Genomic DNA, 20,199 nt, shown 5'->3' with positions numbered 1-20,199 from the left:
TTTAAAGGCATATATTTGCGTAGCACTAATTAATAACTTGGAGATAAACAGTGATGGAAACTCAACACAACCCGCCAATTGAACATCAAAATGTCCCCACAAACCACCGTGGACTACATGATTTTTTGTACAGTTCCGAGGAAGAACACGCCGCCACTGAAGTGAGTATAACTCCTGAACTGGCAAACAATGGTACTGAAATCATTGACCTTGAGGCTTGGAGTACGGCTGCTTATAACGCTAAAATTGCAGGTGTTTACGCAGTATTAGACGCAGAACGCCGCACGCAGTACATTGGCTATTCTCGGAATGTATTACTTTCCTTGAATGGTCATGTCAGTCAAAATGGTCAGCAAAAGTGTGCTTTTGTACGTGTACAAGCATTCAAATTCCCGAAGCGTCAAGAAATGGAAGATTTGCGAGATGCGTGGATAGCCGAACTCGAAAGTACACCACCTGGTAATGTTTCCGAAAGCGAAATGTGGGCTAGCACAGTAGGAGAAGCTGCCAAGGCAGTAATGTCACAGGTGGAACGCCAAGCCTATGAGGAGAAAAAGCTAAAACTCCGGAAAGCTATGGCTGACACAACTCTTTCTAAAGAGTCAGAAACAACAGATGCGAGTGAAGCCGAACGTCAGCGTCAACTTGAAGCTGCTGTGAAAAACGATGACTGGAGTGTAATTATCGACGCACAGATACAGGAAACTAAGTCTTAAAATGAGTGTTCAGTCTTCTCGCTATTTTCGCACTTGGATACTCCATCTTGTAAAGGGATAGGGTATCCAAGTGTTTAAACGAATGTTTGTGCTGGCTCTGCTTAGAAGCCTCTAATAAAGTTGTTGAGAAACTGATTAGTCAATAAGAGTGAATCACAAATACTTTTTTCATCGTTGTGATCGCCAGAGAGTCTCAATGTTACTTTACTTAATACATTTCAAGGTTCAACTTAGATTCTCACTCTTAATCAAAACAGTCCTTTCAAGATTTTTATTAAAAAGAATATTTGCTTTTATTAAGCAGGTTCACAGAGTGAAATTATATTTTTTGCGCTTAATTAAAAGCGGGCAAACCCTACAATTTGAATTGGAGACGCTATACCTCCACGCTTGATTAGGTATAGTTTTTCAAGCATTTACAGACATAAACCAACGCTAGCCTAAACATGTCAGCTTGAAGATTGAGAAGAGATAAAAATAAACCTTAAACAGCAGAAATAGTACAAACTTGTAATCCGACAGGTGTTTGAATAATCACTGATTCTACGCCGAAGACTTGTGCGATCGCATTTGGTGTTAGAACTTCTTCAGGTGTACCAACTTCCCAAATATGACCCTGTTTTAATAATGCAATGCGGGAACTATACCGGGCTGCTAAATTCAGTTCGTGTAAAACTGTGATAATAGTTAATCCCTGCTGATTCAGTTCTTTCAGCAGTTCCAATAGTTGCAATTGATAGTTGATATCTAAAAAAGTTGTCGGTTCATCTAATAGTAAAACTTTTGGTTCTTGCGCCAGTGCTAAAGCTAAAAAAGCCCGTTGTCTTTCACCACCTGATAGATGTTCGACTAAGCGATCGCTAAATTTTTCTAATTGCGTCTTTTCAATCGCATCTTCCACTTTGACCGAATCTTGGGCGGTTAATTCCCATTGCCACCAAGATTGATGTGGCGTGCGTCCTAAGCTTACTAATTGTCGCACACTTAAGCCAACGGGAACCGTTTGTTGTTGCGGTAATAATGCCAGTTTCTGTGCAACTAGATTTGGGGGTTGAGAGTGAATTGCTTTGCCATCAAGTAACACTGTTCCCTGCTGTGGTGAGAGAATACGACTCAGCAATTTGAGTAAAGTAGATTTACCTGAGCCATTAGCACCAACTAAACTCAACCATTCTCCTGTTTGCAGAGTAAGGTTAATGTTTTGAACAATTGGTACTAAGGTGTAACCGCCTGTGAGGTTTTGCAGTTCGAGTGGCATTTTAAATATTCAAAAATTAGGAACTTAATTTTACAGGATTTGATTGGATTATTTAGCATGCTTATACCCAGTTAAATTCAATTAGACACATTGATTTAGCTCGGCTTTATCCATTTAATTGAATTGCGATCACTACTGCGTAAATTACTTAAATGAGCAAGCAGAGTGCCGTTTGCTTGCCTAAAATACTAAAATGAGTGCGCGATCTACCGAAATGAGAAAGCAATATGCCTTTTTGCTTGCTGAATCTACTGAAATGAGAAAGCAATATACCTTTTTGCTTGCTGCAAATATGACAATGGGAAAGCAATTGGCATTAAACTGCCTCTACAATCTCTGGATGACAGTAATATTTTAGAACGGTTTTTGCTCTATCCCCAATCCATCGGGCGACTTGATCGGGAGACACCCCTTCACTAATTGCCCAGGTAGCAAAGGTGTGACGTGTGGTGCAGGGTTTAAGTTAAAGTAGTAGTCCACCAAAGAAACTTTACGGGGTTTATGGTGAGAAAATCAAGTTCTCTTCTTCCCCTGCTGCCCCTGCTTACCTTTATCCATCATTTTTGGGTTAGTCGGGTAGTAGTAGGGTAACCGTGCGTCCTTACTTATTGCCGCACAATAAGCCAAACCGAATTAACCCACGCTGATAACCGCGACGCATTAATCCCAGTGATAATGCCCCTTGAATGGTAGTCCAACCAGCATTTAGTAAGCCCCAAAACGCTTGGGGAGTGAATGCCGAATCAATCACCACATTCCAAAAGGGGGCGACAGCTGTTGACCAATCGGCAGTGCGGATATTATGTAATGGTAGTTGATGTGCGATCGCTTCGTACTCTGGCAAAGAAATCACATAAGGCAAACAATACACCCGATAAATATCCTGCAAGTGCTTTTGTTCATCTGCCGTTAGTGGGGACTCATCAGTTGATCGATGACACCAAGTCACCATAATTAACTTGCCACCAGGCTTCAATACCCGGTAGCATTCCTGGAGAAACTTGGTTTTATCTGGCATGTGTTCACCGCTTTCTAGCGACCAAACCAAGTCAAAAGAATCATCAGCAAAGGGCATTGCTTGAGCATTTGCGACTTGGAATTGTGTTCTCAGACTCAAATTAGCTTCCATTGCGCGTTCTGTTGCTCTGGCGGCTTGCACAGGACTCAGTGTAATCCCTGTAGCCTGAGCATTAAACTTTTGTGCAAGGTATAAAGAACTGCCGCCAATGCCACAACCCACATCTAAGATATTTTCTGCTGCTTGTACTCCAGCCCAATTGAGTAGTTCTTCAATTAAATCAATTTGAGCCTGACGGCGGTCTTTTTTCTGGGTACCGTCCGCACCATAGTAGCCGTGGTGCATGTGTTCGCCCCAAATCTGTTCCCACAGACCAGACGAAGCATCATAAAATTGCTGAATTTGCTGGTAAAGTGTTGCACTCATGAAAAAAGCAGTGTTAAGACAAAGCCGAATTTCAAAAAAATATACAGATAGGCTACCATGTATGTTTTTAATTAAAATAGGGTCTTTTGGTTTGCACGGATAATAAACTTCGGTTTCTCTCCCCTGCAAGCAAAGAGGTTTGGAGAAAGGTTAAGAATATTTAAGTTGCACATCGCGTTAACTCTGAGTTTTTTATTGTCTAGGACTCGTTGAAGTAGGCTATGGTTCAACTAAGACAGGTACATCGCCAGGGTTAGCGGGTGTTTCTGGTTGATTTGGCGTCTGTGGCTCAGGTGTTTATACTACATTACTTGTGTTGTCTGGAGTAGCTGTTTGACTAGCTTGAGGTTGGTGTTGCCCACAAGGCTGGGCAATTTGCTGCATTAGCTGTTCAATTTTCTGAGCTTGCTCAATGTTCCCTTGCTCACGATACTCGTTATGGGCACGTTTCAATATTCTACTGGCTTTCTTGATGTCGCCCTGATTATATAAGGTTACTCCCAAGTTATAGTAAGCTGAGGCATTTTTAGGATTTAGGCGAATAGCTTGCTGATAAACAGAAATAGCCTCAGTAGCTTGACCATGAATTGCTAGCAAATTTGCCATGTTGTTGTAGGCTATGGCGTTTTTAGGATCTAGCTGCAAAGCTTGGCGATAAGCGGTGATCGCAGGCTCTATTTCACCTTGTTGTTGTAAGGCGATCACTAAGTTAAAATAAGCGTTGGCGTTGCTGGTATCTAAATCAATTACTTTTTGGTATGCTGCGATCGCATCTTCAAGCTACCCCATACAGCGCCAAACCCAAATCATACAACGCTGCTACCCTTGTGGGAACTATCACAAGACTCTGGCGATAAGCTATAATGGCTGCATCTTTTTCTCCTTGTTGGTGCAACACTAACCCTAAGTTGTAATAAGCTTCGCTAAAATTGGGATTATCTTTAATCGCCTCTGTATATTCTTATAAAGCTACATCTAAATGATTTTACTGATAAATATATTACCCAGAAAATTCCATGTTGCCCTAAGGTTAGGATCTCGTTGCACCGCTTGGCGAAAGGCATATTCCGCACCTTGTAAGTCTTGGCGGTTATAGCGCGTGACTCCTTGCTGGAAAAAGCTTGCTGCTTCGAGATTTTGAGAAACTACGGTTTCTGCTAGCAACTTGCTTCCTGGAAAATTAGTAATTGCTGATACAGCTAAGACTAAAAACACAGAACAACCACAAAATGTCACCCGAAAAAAATCTAACCACTAAGAAAGTAGGGGTTTTTCTGACATAAATTGCAGACTTATATTTATTATTCGCTCCTCATAAGTGAGAGTACCCACCGCGAAAGAAAAAATTCCAAATTTCCAAATTTTGAGTCGCACCTTTGGTGGGCTTAGAGAGCGACTTAAATTTTAAATGGAAGGAAAAATCTAAAATTGGATGACTCCCTACTCCCTATAAGTGTCAAATTAATGTATAAGCTAGATTTAGCGAACTTTCTAGGTTTGACTCTCACCTCCAACCCTGAAGGCAATTTTGCCAGAGGAGAGCAAATTCTTTAGTTCCCCGAATCCCAACTTAGGAGAAAGGGTTAGGGGATGAGTGCAAAACGTCTTCTCAAAACAGATTTTTCTTAAGTTGACACCAATGTCTACTTCCGACTCCCCACTCCCACAGCTGACGGCAAAATTAACATTGCATCGCCGAATGAATAAAAGCGATACCCAAAAGCGATCGCTTGATTGTATATATTCAATAACCGTTGTCTGTCAATTAGCGCACTTACCAACATCAGCAAACTGGAACGCGGCAGGTGAAAATTGGTAATTAAACCATCCACTACCCGCCATTGGTAGCCGGGATAAATAAACAAGTCTGTTTTACCGCAAAATGGTTGTAAATTACCAGATTGAGCCGCCCCTTCTAAGGCGCGTACTACCGTTGTTCCTACAGCAATAATTCGACCGCCAGCTGCTTTAGTAGCGCGGATTTGCTCTACTGTAGCGGCAGGGACTTCAATCCATTCTTCATGCATCTGGTGGGTAGTTACGTCCTCCACTTCTACAGGGCGAAATGTACCTACACCTACGTGTAGCGTTATAAAAGCTTGATTAATATTGCGATCGCGTAACTTTTGTAATAATTCTGGGGTAAAGTGTAATCCTGCCGTCGGAGCTGCGATCGCTCCTGGTTGTTTGGCATAAACTGTCTGATACTGCTCATCAGCAGCTTGTGATGTAGTAATATACGGTGGTAGCGGCACTTCACCAAATACCTCTAACAGTTGCACCAAAGATTTTGCCTCTGGCAGATCAAATTGCAATAAACGTCCCCCTGTTGCTGAGTCTGTTTCTAGAACCGTAGCCGTGAGTTGGGGACTGGGGACTAGGGAAGAATCTTTCCAATTCCCAATTCCTAATCTCCAACCTCCAGTCCCCGCTTGCCTTGTTTCAAAAATAATCTTTGCTCCCTGTTTGAAGCTTTTTCCTGGCTTAACTAAAGCTAACCAACAGTTATACTGCCGTTCTTCCAACAACAACACCTGGATTTTACCACCAGTGGATTTATGACCATAAAGCCGCGCTGGAATGACTCTTGTATTGTTCATAACCAACAAATCACCAGAGCGCAGCAGTCCAGGCAAATCATGGAAAATGTGGTGTAAGGGTGGTGTTTCAATGCCTGTAGTCGGAGAATCAACCACGAGTAACCGTGAGCTATCTCTAGGAACTGCTGGGTTTTGGGCAATGAGTTCTGGAGGTAGTTCGTAGTCATACCCAGCTACCGAGCAATCTAATTCAAAATTTTTTTCTTTTAGGTTAGAGGTGTCTTTCAAATTGGCTTGTACTAGTTTTTGGTTTATATTAGTATTTATACTCTCTTAAAAAAGTTGGTTTGAGCAATTCCCTTCTAAAGGAACTTTAAGGCATTTTACTTAATTTTCTCGCTAGACTATAAAATTGTTACTATTAGGTAATACTGAAAAATTAACATAAAAATTGGGTAAACCTCCCCATCCAAAGACGGGGGCTTTTACCCTACCGGGAACAGGCAATGATTGACGAATATATATATGTAGGATTGGCTTTGATCCCAAGCACCAACAAACATGGAATACTTGTACTATCTGGCAAATGCCAGTCTAACCCTGAGGGTCGTTCAACACCTGCACGCTAGACCCCAGACACCAGTTTCTTTCGTCACCGTAATTCATCAAATTGATGGCTGGGTGGTTAGGATCAAACTCAAAGGTCAAGTTTCACCCCAAGAAGATGGCGACTTTCGGGCTTTTCTAAATGAATTAGGAATTAGCTACGAGCCGCCAATGAGGGTGCAAATGGCACTTTGGAGTTTGGAAGCCGGGCAGTGCCCTGTGGAGGTGATGCGTCGGTATCAAGTTGCGATCGTCTCTCATGGTAGTCCAGAGAGAGATGAAATCGAGGCGTTCCGGCAACAATTTGTGCGGGGCTTAGGCTACTGTCCAGAAACCTTGGCGTAATCCTATTTGGTTGTAACGCCACTACAGTATTATTGGTCATTGGTAATCAAGATATTTATCGATTACCGATTAACCATTATCAATTGAAGAGTCGAAAGCTGCCAGAATGTATTCTTGCAGCTTAAACTTGTATCCGGGGGCTGATGAAGTAGCTAAAGCTTCCTGGCTTGTTGTAACCGCAATCAGATTTTTTGATATCTTTTGACAGTAGACAATAGCAACATCAAATCGACAAGAATAATCTGCCTTCTCAGGGCACTGAGCTAAAAACATTCTAGCTGTCCGCGAGATTTTTGCTTGCTTTTGTGGAGTGATTGCGCTTCTTCCCCCTGCATCCCAACTACCTGAACTGCGGGTTTTGACTTCCACAAATGCCAATAATGAGTGGGGAGTGGGGTATTCTCCCCTGCTCCCCTGCTCTTTCCCAGTTACTCCATCATATTCAGCAATAATATCGATTTCTCCCCAACAGCTAGAAAAGCGACGATAGAGAATTATCCAACCTGTAGATTGCAACCATTGGGCTACTAGGTCTTCTCCTAATTCACCAATATCTGGACAATGCATATAAACTTTAGTATTCTCGGTTATTTAATTCAACAGGAAAATAAGAGTTTCTAGCAGTTACCCAAATCATATAGCAATCCGATTTGATTCGGTGAATTACTCGTAGAGACTCTTTACTCTTTACTGGGAACTGGGGACACAATGACAAGCGGTAGTTGAGCGGAGTCGAAACTCAGTTTCGCTCTGCAAAAACTTTGCCCATTGTCTTACCCGCGACAGAAATTCTAACATCAGTTCTGTAGGTCTTTCGTCTTTCTCCCCCATTCCCAGCGTATCCCACAGAATAGCTTGAAGTCGTGCGAAGGCAGTGTTCAAATCGTCGGATGAACTTGAAATAGTATTCATCAAAATATTTTTAAAGGATTTTTGCGCTAACATCTCTGACTCAAGGATAATGAGATGGAGGAGGGTTCGCCATTGGCTAAAAATAGCATGAATTCTAAGTTTTGCGCCCGAATTTGGGCAACCATACTCAGCTTATTGCTGTGGGGAATAGTTGGCATCACCGCAACCGTCGGTTTTGTTCCAACAGCTTTGGCACTTGAATATAATAAAGAAATTTTGGTTGACGCTGATTTCTCAGGACGTGATTTAACAGATTCCAGCTTTACCAAAGCTAATCTTCGTCAGAGTAACTTTAGCCATGCTAATTTGAACGGTGTCAGTTTCTTTGCAGCAAATTTGGAGTCTGCGAATTTGGAGGAAGCTGACTTGAGAAATTCCACTTTAGACTCAGCTCGTTTAGTCAGAGCAAATTTGACAAATGCACTGTTGGAGGGTGCTTTTGCTGCTAACGCCAGATTTGATGGCGCAATCATTGACGGGGCAGATTTTACTGATACTCTGCTGCGTTCAGATGAGCAAAAAAAATTGTGCAAACTTGCCAAAGGAACTAATCCCATTACAGGACGAGATACGCGTGATACGTTATTTTGTCCTTAGTATTTTCTAGCTGGGCGTTGGGCATGGGGCATTGGACATGGAAAAGAGGACTTGGGGACAAGGGGAAAGACTTGTTGCAAGTTCTCACTTTTTGTCACCTTGTCCCCAAGTCTCCCTCATCTCCCTCATCCTCTCCTGCTCTTTCTGCTCCCTGCCCGCCTGCTTCTTCCCCATTCCCCATTCCCTAGTTATAAAATAGTGAGCAACTACCAACCACGGGCACCAATCTTTTGACAAACAATTTTCATTCCTTTGCCTGGTGAAGAACTTGCTACAAAAGCGATTTCTCCTTTCTCCTTATCTTCTTCAAGTAGCTGTCCTTCTGGCCCGTAAATCGCAATGCGATTGCGAAACAGCCGCGATTCTTTGCACGATGCATCAAAGGTAGTCTCGAAGATGCAATCTCCGTAAATCCCGTAAAGCTTGTATGTCGTGCCCTTAATAGTTTCCGTGTCCAGAGCTACGCTGTTTCCCAATTTATCATGCCCTACAGTGATATATCTTTCTGCATCTTGAGCGATGGCTGCGCCAACACCTTCGGCGAACGCACTACCATTGCTTAATAAAACAGCGATCGCTCCTACCATACCGCCTATTTTAAAATACATACGCTTTAAAAATATCAAGATTTCATATATTTCTACCCGCAATCAAAGCGGTTCTAGCACTGTAGAAGCACTGAAATCAAAATATAGCAAGATATTTTAATAGTTCGTCAAACCTTATGGGAAGCGTAAAGCACTACATAATTTGTAATTAAGGCATACAGAACAAGACTTGATACAGGTTGTTTATAACACAATACTTAAGTTCCTCAAACAGTGTCTCAACTTTGGCACGGATACTTTTTTGATAGAGTTCCTTTCCACGTCAGGCGACTTACTTGGCTACTGAGCGTCGCGTGGGACATAAATAAATCCCCTGTTTAAGCTGGTAGATTCTTGACTTCATTGTAGAACAGAAGATACAGAGGTTAGAGAGCAATGCTTGATTATGTAGGAGTTGAAAGAGCGATCGCCTCAAAATGTGACAGATTAAGATGCTCATGACTTCATCGTAGTTGACACTTGGTAAGAAGTGACCTTAAAAACAACTTCAGTTCTGGGAACCCTAATAATAGCTGTCACTAAACACAACATTTTGTGCAGATGATATCTGCCTAAATAATTAAGTTTAGTAACGATTCTTTAAATTAGAGATTCTATGGAATTCTATCCAGACAATATTTTTGATGCCAATAACGCCGAGAAAGAAGTTTGGCAACAAGTAAAATCTGCCTTCAGGAATGATTCTGGTGAGGCATTTCATTGTTATCAGCTATTTGACAGATATGGAAATCTTGAGCGAGAGATTGATATTCTTATTGTTCATCGTCAGCTGGGACTATGGGTAATTGAATGTAAAGGATGCTACATCAATGATATAGAAGCTATTAAGGGTGCTGAATGGAAAATGAAAAACTGGTATGAAGACCGTATAAAACCAGTAAACCAAGCACAATACCAGATGTTTGCACTTAAAAACCATTTGCGTAAACAGCTAGATTTTTGCGCCTCATTAAACTTAAACTTTAGAGTTGCTATTCCCTTTATTAGCCAAGAACAGTGGCAAAATAAAAGATTTCATAATTTGCCAAATATTCAAGGTGTTGTACTGACTAAAGAAGATTTGAAACCTTATACTTTAAAACATAATTTTACTCAGAGTGTTCAAAGTAGACAAATAAATTTAACCGATGAACAATGGCGATCGCTGATGTGTGTTTTTGGTGGAACTAATCAGACACCTGTAGACAAAGTATCATTTTCAATATCCAAAGACATCTCTGTAAAAAAAGAAAAAACGCACAAAACAGATGACTCAAAAACTCCTCGTCCTGTCTGTAAAATAATCAAGTTGCCCCGTTATAAGTTTCCTATTAATAGCTTTACTAGTATTTGTGATTACCAGACTAACAACGTAGCTAACAAATTACTCAACAGTATTTATCAGTCTGAGTTCGAGTTAGAAGAACTCTTAACAGATGAAGAAGACTTACTGATCATTGATGAAAGTGAAGACAAATTTTTAGAGGCTCCTAAATCACGTCATCGAACACAAAGCAAGAAAAAGCATTATACCGAAGATTCAATTCGCCTTTACTTGCAAGAAATTGGACGAATTCGCCTGTTACGAGCAGATGAAGAAATTGAATTGGCGCGGAAAATCGCCGATTTGCTGGAATTACAAAGGGTACGGGAAAAACTTTCAGAACAGTTGGAGCGTGACCCTAATGATAGTGAATGGGCAAAAGCCGTACAACTGCCATTACCAGCCTTTCGTTATCGGCTACATGTTGGTCGCAGGGCGAAAGATAAGATAGTGGTATCCAACCTGCGCCTTGTAATTTTAATTGCCAAAAAATACATAAATCGTGGCTTGTCAATTGAAGACTTAATTCAGGAAGGTAGCCTTGGCTTGATTCGCGCCGCAGAAAAGTTTGACCACGAAAAAGGTTATAAGTTTTCTACTTATGCTACATAGTGGATTCGTCAGGCAATTACCAGGGCGATCACTTACCAATCTCGCACTATCCGTCTTCCAGTTCACCTCTACGAAGCCATCTCTTACATCAAGAAAACCACCAAGCTACTATCTCAAGAAATGGGTCGTCGCACTCGACCAAATACAATGAGGAACTAGTGTTGTATCTGCAAATTTATTTAACACTCATAAACCACTCAGTAATCCCTTGAGCGATCGCATCAGCCGTTTTCTTCTGTACCTCTGGGTTCACTATCTGCTCAAATTCATCGGGATTGCTCATAAAACCCAATTCCAACAATACCGATGGTGCAGCTGTCGGACGTGTCAGCGCCAGGTTATCCCAAAAAACACCATAAGAAGGTTTGCCGAGTTTTTTGACTACATAGTTATGTAAAAACATTGCGAGGTTGTGGGCTTGGGGTTGATACCAAAAAGCGGCAAATCCCTTAGTTTTTTCAGCATCGCCATCATCGGGTAAGGAGTTGTGGTGTATGGAAATAGCAATGCATGGTTCTTCTTGACTGATAATTGCCTGACGTTCTGCTAGAGAAAGTTGCTTGTCGTCCTCCCGCGTCATTACTACCGTTGCTCCTTGCTTCACCAAATCGTCGCGCAGCAACTTAGATACCACCAGATTCACGTCTTTTTCTAAATATCCAGTTGGGCCACTGGCACCAGTTTCTTTACCTCCATGCCCTGGATCTAGTACAATCTTGAAATTAGCTAAAATCTTGCGTCTTGTGTTACCGATTTTAGGCGGATGACGCAAAGCCAAAACCAGGGTTGTACCGTCGTATCTCAGCTTATATCCCCACTGTTGAGCTTTTTTGAGGTTAAAGGTGTATTTTACTTGTCCTGGGACTTCCTGTTGCCAGTCTAGGCGATAAATTAGGGGGTCATCATCCAGGCGAATTATGTCTGTTTGGGCAGTGGTATTATAGAGCGTGAGAAGGAGAGTTTGCTCACTTTGTTGTACGCTCACGGGTACGGCAACTTGCAAGGGGAAAACTATCTCTGTCGCACTAGGAAGTTGACGGTATCCGACACTGCGAATTATTGTTTGTGGCAAAACTGCACCAGGTAGAATGCGGATTTCTTTACTATTAATCCAAGCGCCATAATCTAGGCGCAACCATTCACCTTCCCTACCTGTAACTGTTGCGCGTGTGCCTTTGGGCAGTGGTGTGAGTCGAGAATAATCGGTGCTAGGGCCAGTACGAGCAACGCCTGACTCTACTGTAACCTCAAAAACTGGCAATTGAGCTCTTGAGAGGATTTCAATCTTACCAGATCCTGGTTGAGTTATCGTCTTGCCATCAAGCGTCAGTTGAAATTGAGGTTTTCCCAGATCGGCGGCTGTTGCCACTGTAGTGCAACCTTGATAATTGCCTACGCTAGACTGGGCATGAGGCTGATTTTGCCCTGTCAAAGCAGCCAAATTACTTGGTAGTTGTGCTTGTTGAGGTTGGGGTAAAAGGGCAATAGTTTGATTAGCCAGGGTTACAGAGACATTAGCATTAGGGGGTGCGATGGCGCCAAAACAAATTACTTCTCCCGGTAATCTGGCAATGTCAACTGCAGGAGTCAGGGAATCTTTCGCAAAGGCTACCCCCTGTGGTAGTTCAGGGCTAGTGTTAAGCCTGATCACCTTAATTTTAAGTTCTTGATTTTGGCGACGCACAGTAAAAAGATTCTCCCCCAACTGCAAGGGGAAACTAGGGGAAAAATGACCAGCTTTGCTGCGGTTAATTGGCTTACTATTGATCAAAACCTGACCATCTGGTGGTGCAGTGCCCAGAAAAAAGATTTTTTGGGCACTTGTCTGGTAGTTTGTCTGGGGAAAAACAACTATAAGAGATGGCTGTGCCAATGCTATGGAGGAGGAGAGAATAAAGCCTAATATTACTAATCCTAGAAGTTTTTTCACAGCAAATCACACAAGAAGACACCACAATAACTGTGGCACAATGACGGGATGTATTTTTAGAAGTCGTTAGAAATTCAAACTACTATGACTAAGTTTATCTTCGTTACTGGAGGCGTAGTTTCCAGTATTGGTAAGGGCATTGTAGCAGCAAGTCTAGGGCGTTTGCTCAAGTCGCGTAAATATTCAGTGTCGATTCTCAAACTTGACCCTTATATTAATATCGATCCTGGCACAATGAGTCCCTTTCAGCATGGGGAAGTATTTGTTACCCAAGATGGTGCGGAGACAGATTTAGACTTGGGGCATTACGAACGCTTTACCGATACCTCGATGTCGCGCTTAAATTGTGTGACTACTGGCTCAATTTACCAAGCAGTCATCAATAAAGAACGGCGCGGAGACTACAATGGTGGTACTGTACAAGTAATTCCTCATATTACCAATGAAATTAAAGAGCGGATTCTACGAGTTGCTAAAAGTACAAATCCCTCTGTAGTAATCACAGAAATCGGCGGGACGGTGGGAGATATTGAATCACTGCCGTTTTTGGAAGCAATTCGCCAGTTCCGCAAAGAGGTGGGACGGCAAAATGTGTTGTATATGCATGTAACGCTAGTACCGTGGATTGCCTCTGCGGGTGAGATGAAAACTAAGCCAACACAGCATTCAGTTAAAGAACTGAGATCCATTGGTATTCAACCAGATATTTTAGTTTGTCGGAGCGATCGCCCCTTACCCAAGGGATTAAAGCAGAAATTGTCGGGATTTTGCGATGTGCCGGAAGAATGCGTCATCACTTCCCAAGATGCCAAAAGTATCTATGAAGTACCGCTGAATCTAGAACGAGAAGGAATGGCAGAACAAGTGCTGAACTTGCTGCAAATGGAACAACGTAAACCAGATTTGACGCAGTGGCAAACTTTGGTAAAACGGTTACATAGTCCCAAGCACCAAGTAGAAATTGCCATTGTTGGTAAATATGTCCAGTTAAGTGATGCCTATCTATCTGTAGTGGAAGCGCTGAACCATGCTGCAATTTCCACTTATGGCAAACTGCGTCTACGTTGGGTAAATTCAGAAGATTTAGAAATTGAACCAGCCGAAAATTATCTTGAGGGTGTCGATGGCATAGTTGTGCCAGGAGGTTTTGGGGTTCGGGGGGTGGATGGCAAAATTGCCGCGATTAAATACGCCCGCGATCGCCAAATTCCCTTTTTGGGTTTATGCCTGGGTATGCAATGTTCTGTAATCGAATGGGCCCGGCACGTAGGGGGATTAACAGATGCGAATAGTGCTGAATTTGACCCTCATACATCTGATCCGGTAATTAATTTACTTCCAGGACAGCAGGAAGTAGTCGATTTAGGGGGTACAATGCGCTTAGGGCTATATCCTTGTCGTGTTCTTCCTGATACACTGGCTTTCAAGCTTTATCAAGAAGATGTGATTTATGAACGACATCGACATCGCTATGAGTTCAACAATGCTTACCGCGATTTATTGCTAAAGTCTGGCTATACGATTAGTGGTACTTCTCCCGATGGACGCTTAGTTGAAATTGTGGAATTATCCAAGCACCCATTCTTTCTTGCTTGCCAATTTCATCCAGAATTTCAATCACGCCCCAGTACACCTCATCCCTTATTTAAAGGATTTATTCAAACAGCGATCGCTCTTTCTCTTTCAACTTCAGGTACACCAACACCATTGGAGGTTTCATAACAATTCATAATTAATTGCAATATTAACTTAAGGCTACAGTAGATTTGGATATACAGGGTGCATCATTCGTAAATTTCGGACTTGGGGAGATGTTGTGGCGTACTGGGTGAAAATCCTTTACGAAAGGAAAGAATATGTAGTAAATTTTGAACGTGTCCATGCTTTTTGTTATGAGTTGAATGGCAGAGTTACTTTTTGGCTACCCGATAGTGCTATTCCTATAGTAATTAACCCACAAAGTAATCTGGAAGACTATCAAAAAATTCTCAATTATTTAGAATGTGTGACAGGATTAGAATTAGATTGTGCCCACTGGGTGAAAATAATTTATGAAAAAAATGAATATGTAATTAATCTTGACTGTATCAGTTCTTTTTGTCATGAACCGAATGGCAGGATAACTTTTTGGTTGCCAGATGGCACTATCCCCATCATCATTAATCCTGTGAGTAATCCTGAATCTTATGAAAAAGTTGTGAAATACGTTAAAAAAGCAACAGGATATTCTTTGTCTTAGTATTAATTAGTAAGGTATGCCCAACTTTTTGTTAGTGTTGGGATCTGTTTGCTCTAATGTGTCGCGGGTTATCGTATTTTGATCGGTACTGGAATTACTAAGTGGCATTTGATGATAAGTAAGTCGGCGCGAAAAAACCAAACTATGTAAAGATAAGTAAATACGGAGAATGTATCTACCGAGGTGACGAAGATATGGGCGCTCGTTTAAGGGTGTTTTTGACTCGCGATCAAGATAAAACTCTATTAAACCTAAGAACTGCGGATGCACCACAGAAAGTCAAAGACCGAGCAGAGATAATCAGGTTAAATGCACATGGCTGGTATGTGCAAAAAATAGCCGCCCATTTTAACTTGACTCCACAAACAGTGAGAGAAGTTTTACATAAATGGGAAAAGCTTGGTATACAAGGGCTTTGGGAAAACCGGGTCGAGGGGGAAAACCGAAGTGCAAGGAATCAGACATAGTTTTTTTGTCAGAATGTCTGAAAAAGGAACCACGCACATACAACAGTCTTCAATTAGCTCAAAAATTAGAGAGCGATAAGCCTTCTCTACGAGAGGCTGCGCCAACGGCATAGCTTCGCTTACCGCCAAATTAAACTGAGTCCCGACAGGTTAAGACGGGTACTCAAAAAAAGGGGATCATTTGGAAAAGAACAAGGAAAAGCCATAAAGGAAAACAAGACCCGGTAATACGGCAAAATAAGCAATCAGACTTAGATATGCTGGAATTAGCTGCTGCTGGAGAAATAGACCTGAAGTATTTAGATGAATCAGGGTTTTGTGCATGGAGCGAACCTAGTTACACTTATTACCCGCGAGGTGAGCAAAAACGTCTGGAACAAACCCAGCGTCGTGGTCGAAGATTAAGTATTATTGGGTTTCTTCAACCAATGATCAGCTTTATTTACGGTTTGGTTATCGGAGGTGTTAACAGAAAAGCTTATATCGAGATGATGGAGCAAGAAGCGGCTGATGCCCAAAAGACAGAGCGCATTAGGGTAGTAGTGCAGGACAATGGCCAGATACATCGATGTCTTCAGGTGCAGCAGTTATGGCCAAAGTGGGAACAAATGGGTTTGTACCTCTTCTTTTTGCCGAAATATTGCTCTGAAATGAATCCGATTGAATTGGAATGGCAACACCTGAAAAAAGATGAACTAGCGGGAAAAATGTTTGACGACGAGTTGGAACTTGCCTATGCCGTAATTGATGGTGTTCAAGCTAGAGGGAAAAAATGAAACTACAGTACACATCGTGTTAAATTTAACTCACATGACTCTGGTTAAGTTTTTGTTACATACTTATAAATTTCCCCGCCGACTTACTTAACCTTGAGATTGGGTTCAATTTTGGTCAGGCTATAATTCACAAATTGGTCATTTAGGAGATAAAGGCACACTTAGAGAATAGGGTTTCAGAGCGACGCCTACGCCAAAAGCCTATAAAGGGTCAATGTTAATACTTAATAATATAAATGATTTTGCGTAAGAGTTATTGAATTATTCAAATACTACATTTTGAAGCGTGAAATGTGGATTTTCCAGTTGATTTTGATTTCGTTTGAATACACAAGGGGTTTAATCTCAAGCATAGACAAGACATTTGAGTTACTTCAAGCAGAACATAATGTAGAGAACAATATCGAAACTCCTGTGATTTTTGATAAAATGCCGACAGTTTTGGAGATCGTTTAAGACGGTAGTTTGAAGGCTATCTGCTGCTGTTCGAGGGCAAGCTGAATGACAGAGTTTTTCTTGAAAAAGAGGAGATTTGATTGTGAGCGAAACCGTTGTTGTAATTGGTGGTACATCAGGTATGGGGCTGGCAACTGCACAAGTACTCAGCAATGAAGGGTATCGCGTGATCATTTCTGGTCGTTCTCAAGACACGATCAACAAGGCACTGTCTCAAGTTGCAGGGGACGCTACGGGATTTGCACTTGATTTCACAGATCCTGCCTCGGTTGCATCGTTCTTTGAGCAAGTGGGTTCTCTCGACCACTTAGCATTAGTTGGTAGCGGGAAAGCAGTGTGGGGCAATTTTCGTGATCTGAAACTAGAGGATCTAAAAGTTGCATTCGACCAAAAGTTTTACGGTTTTTTCCTGTGTACTCAAGCGGCTTTAAGCAAACTTCGTGCTGATGGTTCGATTACGTTTGTCATCGGTGGTGCAAGCCGTTCAGCAATCCCTGGTACAACTGGGGTGGCTGCGGTGAATGGCGCAATTCAAGCAATGGCATTCACGATGGCAAAAGAGCTTGCTCCTCTACGTGTGAATATTCTCTCTCCTGGTCTGTTTGACACTCCAGTTTATGATTGGATGACTTCTGAGCAGAAAGCAGATTTCTTTAAGCAAATGGGCGGAGAGTTACCTGTTGGGCGGGTTGGAAAACCTGATGAAATTGGTCAAGCAGTTTCCTACTTTATCAAGAATGGATTTACGACAGGAGCGATATTAGATGTAGATGGAGGGGGACGGTTACATTAAGTATTGCTGAATCGGTTGGGTTGCTTTAGAAACCTAACCAGTCTGTTAGAGCAAGCTGTAGGGAGATGTGCATGTTGAACTGCTACCTTTGTGACTGGACATAACTACATGTTGAGAACTTTTTCACAAGTTCGGACTAAGGGAGCGTAGCTGAAAGCCACATTTAAAACAATAGAGTTACCTCACATCAAAGAAAAAATGATTATCATTTTCATTAACTATATATTTTATTTTCTGGAAGTCCCTTAGCTAAAATCCTGAATAGTGTTGCCATGCCAACTTTGCTGCACCCACTATCCCAGCAAAATTGCCTAACTTGGCTGGCAATATTTGTAAACCTACCCTTGATAAAGGCTGAACTCGCTTCTCAATTTCTGCCTTCACTGCTGGTAAGAAAAACTCAAAGCTGCCACTGATACCGCCACCAATCACGATCGCTTGCGGTGTGAGTACATAAATTAAACTCGTCAAACCAATTCCCAAGCTTACACCATATTCTTGCCAAAAATTCAATGCTTCGGCATCTCCTTGTTGGGCAAGAAAACCCAATTCGACGGGTTCTTTGAGAGTGCGGCGGCGAATTGCACTAGCACAGGCATATTGTTCCAAAGAGCCTCGATTGCCACTATTACAAATTGGACCATCAGGATTTAATGAAATTAAACCCAATTCCCCGGCGGCTCCTTGATGTCCAACAAATAGTTTGCCATCAAGGATAATTGCGCCACCAACTCCAGTACCTAAAGTTAGCAGAATCAGATTTTGAAAGTGGCGACCGGCTCCCAACCAAGCTTCTCCCAAAAGAGCGCAATTAGCATCATTAGCGATCGCAGTCGGTTTGCCAGTTTTAGCTTCTAACCAGTCTGCTAAAGGGACATCGATCCATCCAGGTAAGTTAATGGCGATTTTGGCAATGCGTCCTGCTGCATCAGATGGGCCAGGAGTACCAACACCAATAGCAACAGCTTGATTATCTGGATCAATTTGAGCGATCGCATCTACCATCACCGTCAGCACCGCCTCCGGCGTCGTCGGCTGGGGAGATACCACAGTCAAAGATAAGAGACAAGTACCATCAGCTTTAAAACGCCCCAGCTTAATTGCCGTTCCACCCACATCAATGCCAATTACTTGAATTTTGTCATTTGTCATTTATCATTTGTCATTTGTCATTGGGCATTGGGCACTTGTACTGAGCGACTTGTGCCGACTTGTGCCGACTTGTGCCAAGCGACTTGTACTGAGCGAAGTCGAAGTAAGCCGAGGTAAGTCGAAGTATTGGGTATGGGGCATTAGGCATTGATGAACAGCTATTCCCTATTCCCTATTATTGGGCGCAAGTCGTTTTCATCCCCGATCTGTTCGCATAGTGTCTTTGCTTGGGAGAAGACGCGCAGCTTTCAACTCCGATTTCTGTAAATTAGCAAAACTTGTGCTGCGGAAACTCGATTGCTCTTGCCAACCTGTAACTGGCGCACCTCTTAAGATACCAGCAAGAGCAACGGAAAGGATGAACCCGCCAGTAGCGGCAGCAATTAACGTTAAATTATCTTTCATACAAATCTCTCTATTGTTTATTTGTCAGTTATCCTTTGTCCTTTGTCAGTTGTCCTTTGCTAATGACTAATGACTACTTTCGGATTCTATTTTCTCTTCGTAACCGGGGATTGACAAATTCATTTAACCCTTCACCAAGTAGTGATAACCCTACCACCATGAATGTCATCGTTAAACCAGGGAAAAGTGTAGTCCACCAAATGCCAGTAGGTAGAGCTTCTAAGGCTTGCTTTAAATCATGTCCCCATTCTGCCACTTCTTCGGGAAGTCCTAGCCCCAAAAAGCCCAAACCGCCCAACACCAAAATTGCATCAGCAGCGTTGAGTGTGAATAGGACGGGTACGCTTTGAATGACGTTGAAAAATAGATAACGAGAAAGCACAACCCAAGTAGAAGCGCCCATTGCTTGAGCAGCTTCGATGAAGACTTCAGTTTTTACGCTAACGGTGTGGTTGCGAACAACACGGTAATATTGAGGAATGTAAGCAATGCTAATAGCGATCGCTGCGTTTAATATCCCGCGCCCCACTACAAACGCCAGTGTCACAGACAGCAGTAGTCCCGGTAGAGTGTAGATGCTATCCATAATAAACAGCAACACTTTATCCAATTTACCGCCCTGATAACCACTCAGCATCCCCAAAGGTACACCGATAATTATACTCAGCGCTGTTGCCAAAATTACTACCTGCAAAGCAGCTTGAGCGCCGAACAGCGTGCGAGAGAACACATCATAACCCAAACGACTAGTACCAAACCAATATTTAGCTGAGGGTGGCTCATGAATTGGATTAGAGAGAAAATCTTTTGGGTTTTGCAGCCATCCCCAAGCCTGGAATACGGGAGCAAAGAATGCCAGAAAGATGAAAAAGAGGGTAATGGCTAACCCGATGAGCATGAGTTTTTGCGAAAGATTGAGACTATTGCCAAACTGTAAAAATGTCGGTAGTCGGCGTTTTGTAATGGCCATAAAGCGATCGCCTGGATCAAGCAAGATACGCTGACTATTTTACATATTGGGTATCGGGGATTGAGTATTA

At 42.2% G+C, this 20,199-nt stretch carries 17 protein-coding genes and 4 pseudogenes; 9 read left to right on the top strand and 12 right to left on the bottom strand.

Going from position 1 to position 20,199, the window contains the following annotated elements; all coding sequences use genetic code 11:
- Positions 1 to 53: 53 nt before the first annotated feature.
- A complete protein-coding gene (locus V7L20_RS21185; protein WP_334745965.1) occupies positions 54 to 716 on the top strand; it encodes a GIY-YIG nuclease family protein in 663 nt (220 codons plus the stop codon).
- Between the two features lie 484 nt (positions 717 to 1,200).
- On the opposite strand, the gene V7L20_RS21180 is transcribed toward V7L20_RS21185, so the two are convergent.
- The 4 genes and pseudogenes from V7L20_RS21180 to queA all read right to left on the bottom strand — a co-directional run bounded on the left by V7L20_RS21180 (position 1,201) and on the right by queA (position 6,273).
- Positions 1,201 to 1,974: an ABC transporter ATP-binding protein gene (locus V7L20_RS21180; protein ID WP_334745964.1), complete on the bottom strand. Its 774-nt coding sequence runs from the start codon at positions 1,972 to 1,974 to the stop codon at positions 1,201 to 1,203.
- A 601-nt stretch (positions 1,975 to 2,575) separates the two neighbouring features.
- Entirely contained in the window at positions 2,576 to 3,418 is an 843-nt protein-coding gene (locus tag V7L20_RS21175; RefSeq protein ID WP_334745963.1) for a methyltransferase domain-containing protein, read from the bottom strand.
- A gap of 297 nt (positions 3,419 to 3,715) precedes the next feature.
- Positions 3,716 to 4,654: pseudogene (locus V7L20_RS21170) on the bottom strand (tetratricopeptide repeat protein).
- Positions 4,655 to 5,061: 407 nt separating this feature from the next.
- Positions 5,062 to 6,273: a tRNA preQ1(34) S-adenosylmethionine ribosyltransferase-isomerase QueA gene (gene queA / locus V7L20_RS21165; RefSeq protein WP_334746037.1), complete on the bottom strand. Its 1,212-nt coding sequence runs from the start codon at positions 6,271 to 6,273 to the stop codon at positions 5,062 to 5,064.
- A 246-nt stretch (positions 6,274 to 6,519) separates the two neighbouring features.
- Between queA and V7L20_RS21160 the strand changes: the two genes are divergently transcribed.
- The gene (locus tag V7L20_RS21160) at positions 6,520 to 6,909 is read left to right on the top strand and encodes a hypothetical protein (RefSeq protein ID WP_094333021.1); all 390 of its coding nucleotides are present in this window, start codon (positions 6,520 to 6,522) and stop codon (positions 6,907 to 6,909) included.
- Positions 6,910 to 6,978: 69 nt separating this feature from the next.
- Here the strand turns inward: V7L20_RS21160 and V7L20_RS21155 are convergent, their stop codons facing one another.
- Positions 6,979 to 7,476: a YraN family protein gene (locus tag V7L20_RS21155; RefSeq protein ID WP_334745962.1), complete on the bottom strand. Its 498-nt coding sequence runs from the start codon at positions 7,474 to 7,476 to the stop codon at positions 6,979 to 6,981.
- Positions 7,477 to 7,596: 120 nt separating this feature from the next.
- Positions 7,597 to 7,821: a hypothetical protein gene (locus tag V7L20_RS21150; protein ID WP_334745961.1), complete on the bottom strand. Its 225-nt coding sequence runs from the start codon at positions 7,819 to 7,821 to the stop codon at positions 7,597 to 7,599.
- A gap of 87 nt (positions 7,822 to 7,908) precedes the next feature.
- On the opposite strand from V7L20_RS21150, the gene V7L20_RS21145 reads away from it, so the two are divergent.
- Positions 7,909 to 8,418, top strand: a complete 510-nt coding sequence (locus V7L20_RS21145; RefSeq protein ID WP_334745960.1) for a pentapeptide repeat-containing protein — start codon at positions 7,909 to 7,911, stop codon at positions 8,416 to 8,418.
- Between the two features lie 206 nt (positions 8,419 to 8,624).
- On the opposite strand, the gene V7L20_RS21140 is transcribed toward V7L20_RS21145, so the two are convergent.
- Entirely contained in the window at positions 8,625 to 9,026 is a 402-nt protein-coding gene (locus tag V7L20_RS21140) for a hypothetical protein (RefSeq protein ID WP_334745959.1), read from the bottom strand.
- Between the two features lie 595 nt (positions 9,027 to 9,621).
- Between V7L20_RS21140 and V7L20_RS21135 the strand changes: the two are divergent.
- Positions 9,622 to 9,939: pseudogene (locus V7L20_RS21135) on the top strand (nuclease-related domain-containing protein); the annotation flags it as partial.
- Positions 9,940 to 10,353: 414 nt separating this feature from the next.
- A pseudogene (locus tag V7L20_RS21130) lies at positions 10,354 to 11,073 on the top strand (sigma-70 family RNA polymerase sigma factor); the annotation flags it as partial.
- 43 nt (positions 11,074 to 11,116) lie between these two features.
- On the opposite strand, the gene V7L20_RS21125 reads toward V7L20_RS21130, so the two are convergent.
- Complete coding sequence (locus V7L20_RS21125; RefSeq protein WP_334745958.1) at positions 11,117 to 12,871, bottom strand: N-acetylmuramoyl-L-alanine amidase; 1,755 nt, start codon at positions 12,869 to 12,871, stop codon at positions 11,117 to 11,119.
- A gap of 84 nt (positions 12,872 to 12,955) precedes the next feature.
- On the opposite strand from V7L20_RS21125, the gene V7L20_RS21120 reads away from it, so the two are divergent.
- The 4 genes and pseudogenes from V7L20_RS21120 to V7L20_RS21105 all read left to right on the top strand — a co-directional run bounded on the left by V7L20_RS21120 (position 12,956) and on the right by V7L20_RS21105 (position 17,602).
- Positions 12,956 to 14,593, top strand: coding sequence for a CTP synthase (locus V7L20_RS21120; protein WP_334745957.1), 1,638 nt, complete (start codon positions 12,956 to 12,958; stop codon positions 14,591 to 14,593).
- Positions 14,594 to 14,687: 94 nt separating this feature from the next.
- On the top strand, positions 14,688 to 15,110 hold the full coding sequence (locus tag V7L20_RS21115) for a hypothetical protein (protein ID WP_334745956.1): 423 nt from the start codon (positions 14,688 to 14,690) through the stop codon (positions 15,108 to 15,110).
- A gap of 194 nt (positions 15,111 to 15,304) precedes the next feature.
- Positions 15,305 to 16,353: pseudogene (locus tag V7L20_RS21110) on the top strand (IS630 family transposase).
- Between the two features lie 538 nt (positions 16,354 to 16,891).
- Complete coding sequence (locus tag V7L20_RS21105; RefSeq protein WP_334745955.1) at positions 16,892 to 17,602, top strand: SDR family oxidoreductase; 711 nt, start codon at positions 16,892 to 16,894, stop codon at positions 17,600 to 17,602.
- Between the two features lie 249 nt (positions 17,603 to 17,851).
- Here V7L20_RS21105 and V7L20_RS21100 read toward each other — a convergent pair whose 3' ends face one another.
- From V7L20_RS21100 to V7L20_RS21085, 4 genes are all read right to left on the bottom strand, one after another.
- Positions 17,852 to 18,754, bottom strand: coding sequence for an ROK family protein (locus V7L20_RS21100; RefSeq protein WP_334745954.1), 903 nt, complete (start codon positions 18,752 to 18,754; stop codon positions 17,852 to 17,854).
- A 3-nt stretch (positions 18,755 to 18,757) separates the two neighbouring features.
- Positions 18,758 to 18,895, bottom strand: a complete 138-nt coding sequence (locus V7L20_RS21095) for a hypothetical protein (protein ID WP_334745953.1) — start codon at positions 18,893 to 18,895, stop codon at positions 18,758 to 18,760.
- Positions 18,896 to 18,949: 54 nt separating this feature from the next.
- Entirely contained in the window at positions 18,950 to 19,159 is a 210-nt protein-coding gene (locus V7L20_RS21090; RefSeq protein WP_334745952.1) for a hypothetical protein, read from the bottom strand.
- Between the two features lie 73 nt (positions 19,160 to 19,232).
- Positions 19,233 to 20,129, bottom strand: coding sequence for an ABC transporter permease (locus V7L20_RS21085; RefSeq protein WP_334745951.1), 897 nt, complete (start codon positions 20,127 to 20,129; stop codon positions 19,233 to 19,235).
- Between the last annotated feature and the right edge of the window lie 70 nt (positions 20,130 to 20,199).

The organism is Nostoc sp. (assembly GCF_036916735.1).
In the GTDB taxonomy this organism is placed as follows: Bacteria; Cyanobacteriota; Cyanobacteriia; order Cyanobacteriales; family Nostocaceae; genus Nostoc.
Note: the sequence above shows the minus strand (reverse complement) of the source record. Positions and strands in the feature narration are given on the sequence as shown.

Excerpts from the sequence above, each read along its gene's own strand:
- V7L20_RS21095 (WP_334745953.1), bottom strand. The coding sequence starts at position 18,895 with ATGCCCCATACCCAATACTTCGACTTACCTCGGCTTACTTCGACTTCG.
- V7L20_RS21180 (WP_334745964.1), bottom strand. The coding sequence starts at position 1,974 with ATGCCACTCGAACTGCAAAACCTCACAGGCGGTTACACCTTAGTACCA.
- V7L20_RS21085 (WP_334745951.1), bottom strand. The coding sequence starts at position 20,129 with ATGGCCATTACAAAACGCCGACTACCGACATTTTTACAGTTTGGCAAT.
- V7L20_RS21175 (WP_334745963.1), bottom strand. The coding sequence starts at position 3,418 with ATGAGTGCAACACTTTACCAGCAAATTCAGCAATTTTATGATGCTTCG.
- V7L20_RS21100 (WP_334745954.1), bottom strand. The coding sequence starts at position 18,754 with ATGACAAATGACAAAATTCAAGTAATTGGCATTGATGTGGGTGGAACG.
- V7L20_RS21090 (WP_334745952.1), bottom strand. The coding sequence starts at position 19,159 with ATGAAAGATAATTTAACGTTAATTGCTGCCGCTACTGGCGGGTTCATC.
- V7L20_RS21155 (WP_334745962.1), bottom strand. The coding sequence starts at position 7,476 with ATGCATTGTCCAGATATTGGTGAATTAGGAGAAGACCTAGTAGCCCAA.
- V7L20_RS21185 (WP_334745965.1), top strand. The coding sequence starts at position 54 with ATGGAAACTCAACACAACCCGCCAATTGAACATCAAAATGTCCCCACA.
- V7L20_RS21140 (WP_334745959.1), bottom strand. The coding sequence starts at position 9,026 with ATGTATTTTAAAATAGGCGGTATGGTAGGAGCGATCGCTGTTTTATTA.
- V7L20_RS21120 (WP_334745957.1), top strand. The coding sequence starts at position 12,956 with ATGACTAAGTTTATCTTCGTTACTGGAGGCGTAGTTTCCAGTATTGGT.
- V7L20_RS21145 (WP_334745960.1), top strand. The coding sequence starts at position 7,909 with ATGAATTCTAAGTTTTGCGCCCGAATTTGGGCAACCATACTCAGCTTA.
- V7L20_RS21160 (WP_094333021.1), top strand. The coding sequence starts at position 6,520 with ATGGAATACTTGTACTATCTGGCAAATGCCAGTCTAACCCTGAGGGTC.
- V7L20_RS21150 (WP_334745961.1), bottom strand. The coding sequence starts at position 7,821 with ATGAATACTATTTCAAGTTCATCCGACGATTTGAACACTGCCTTCGCA.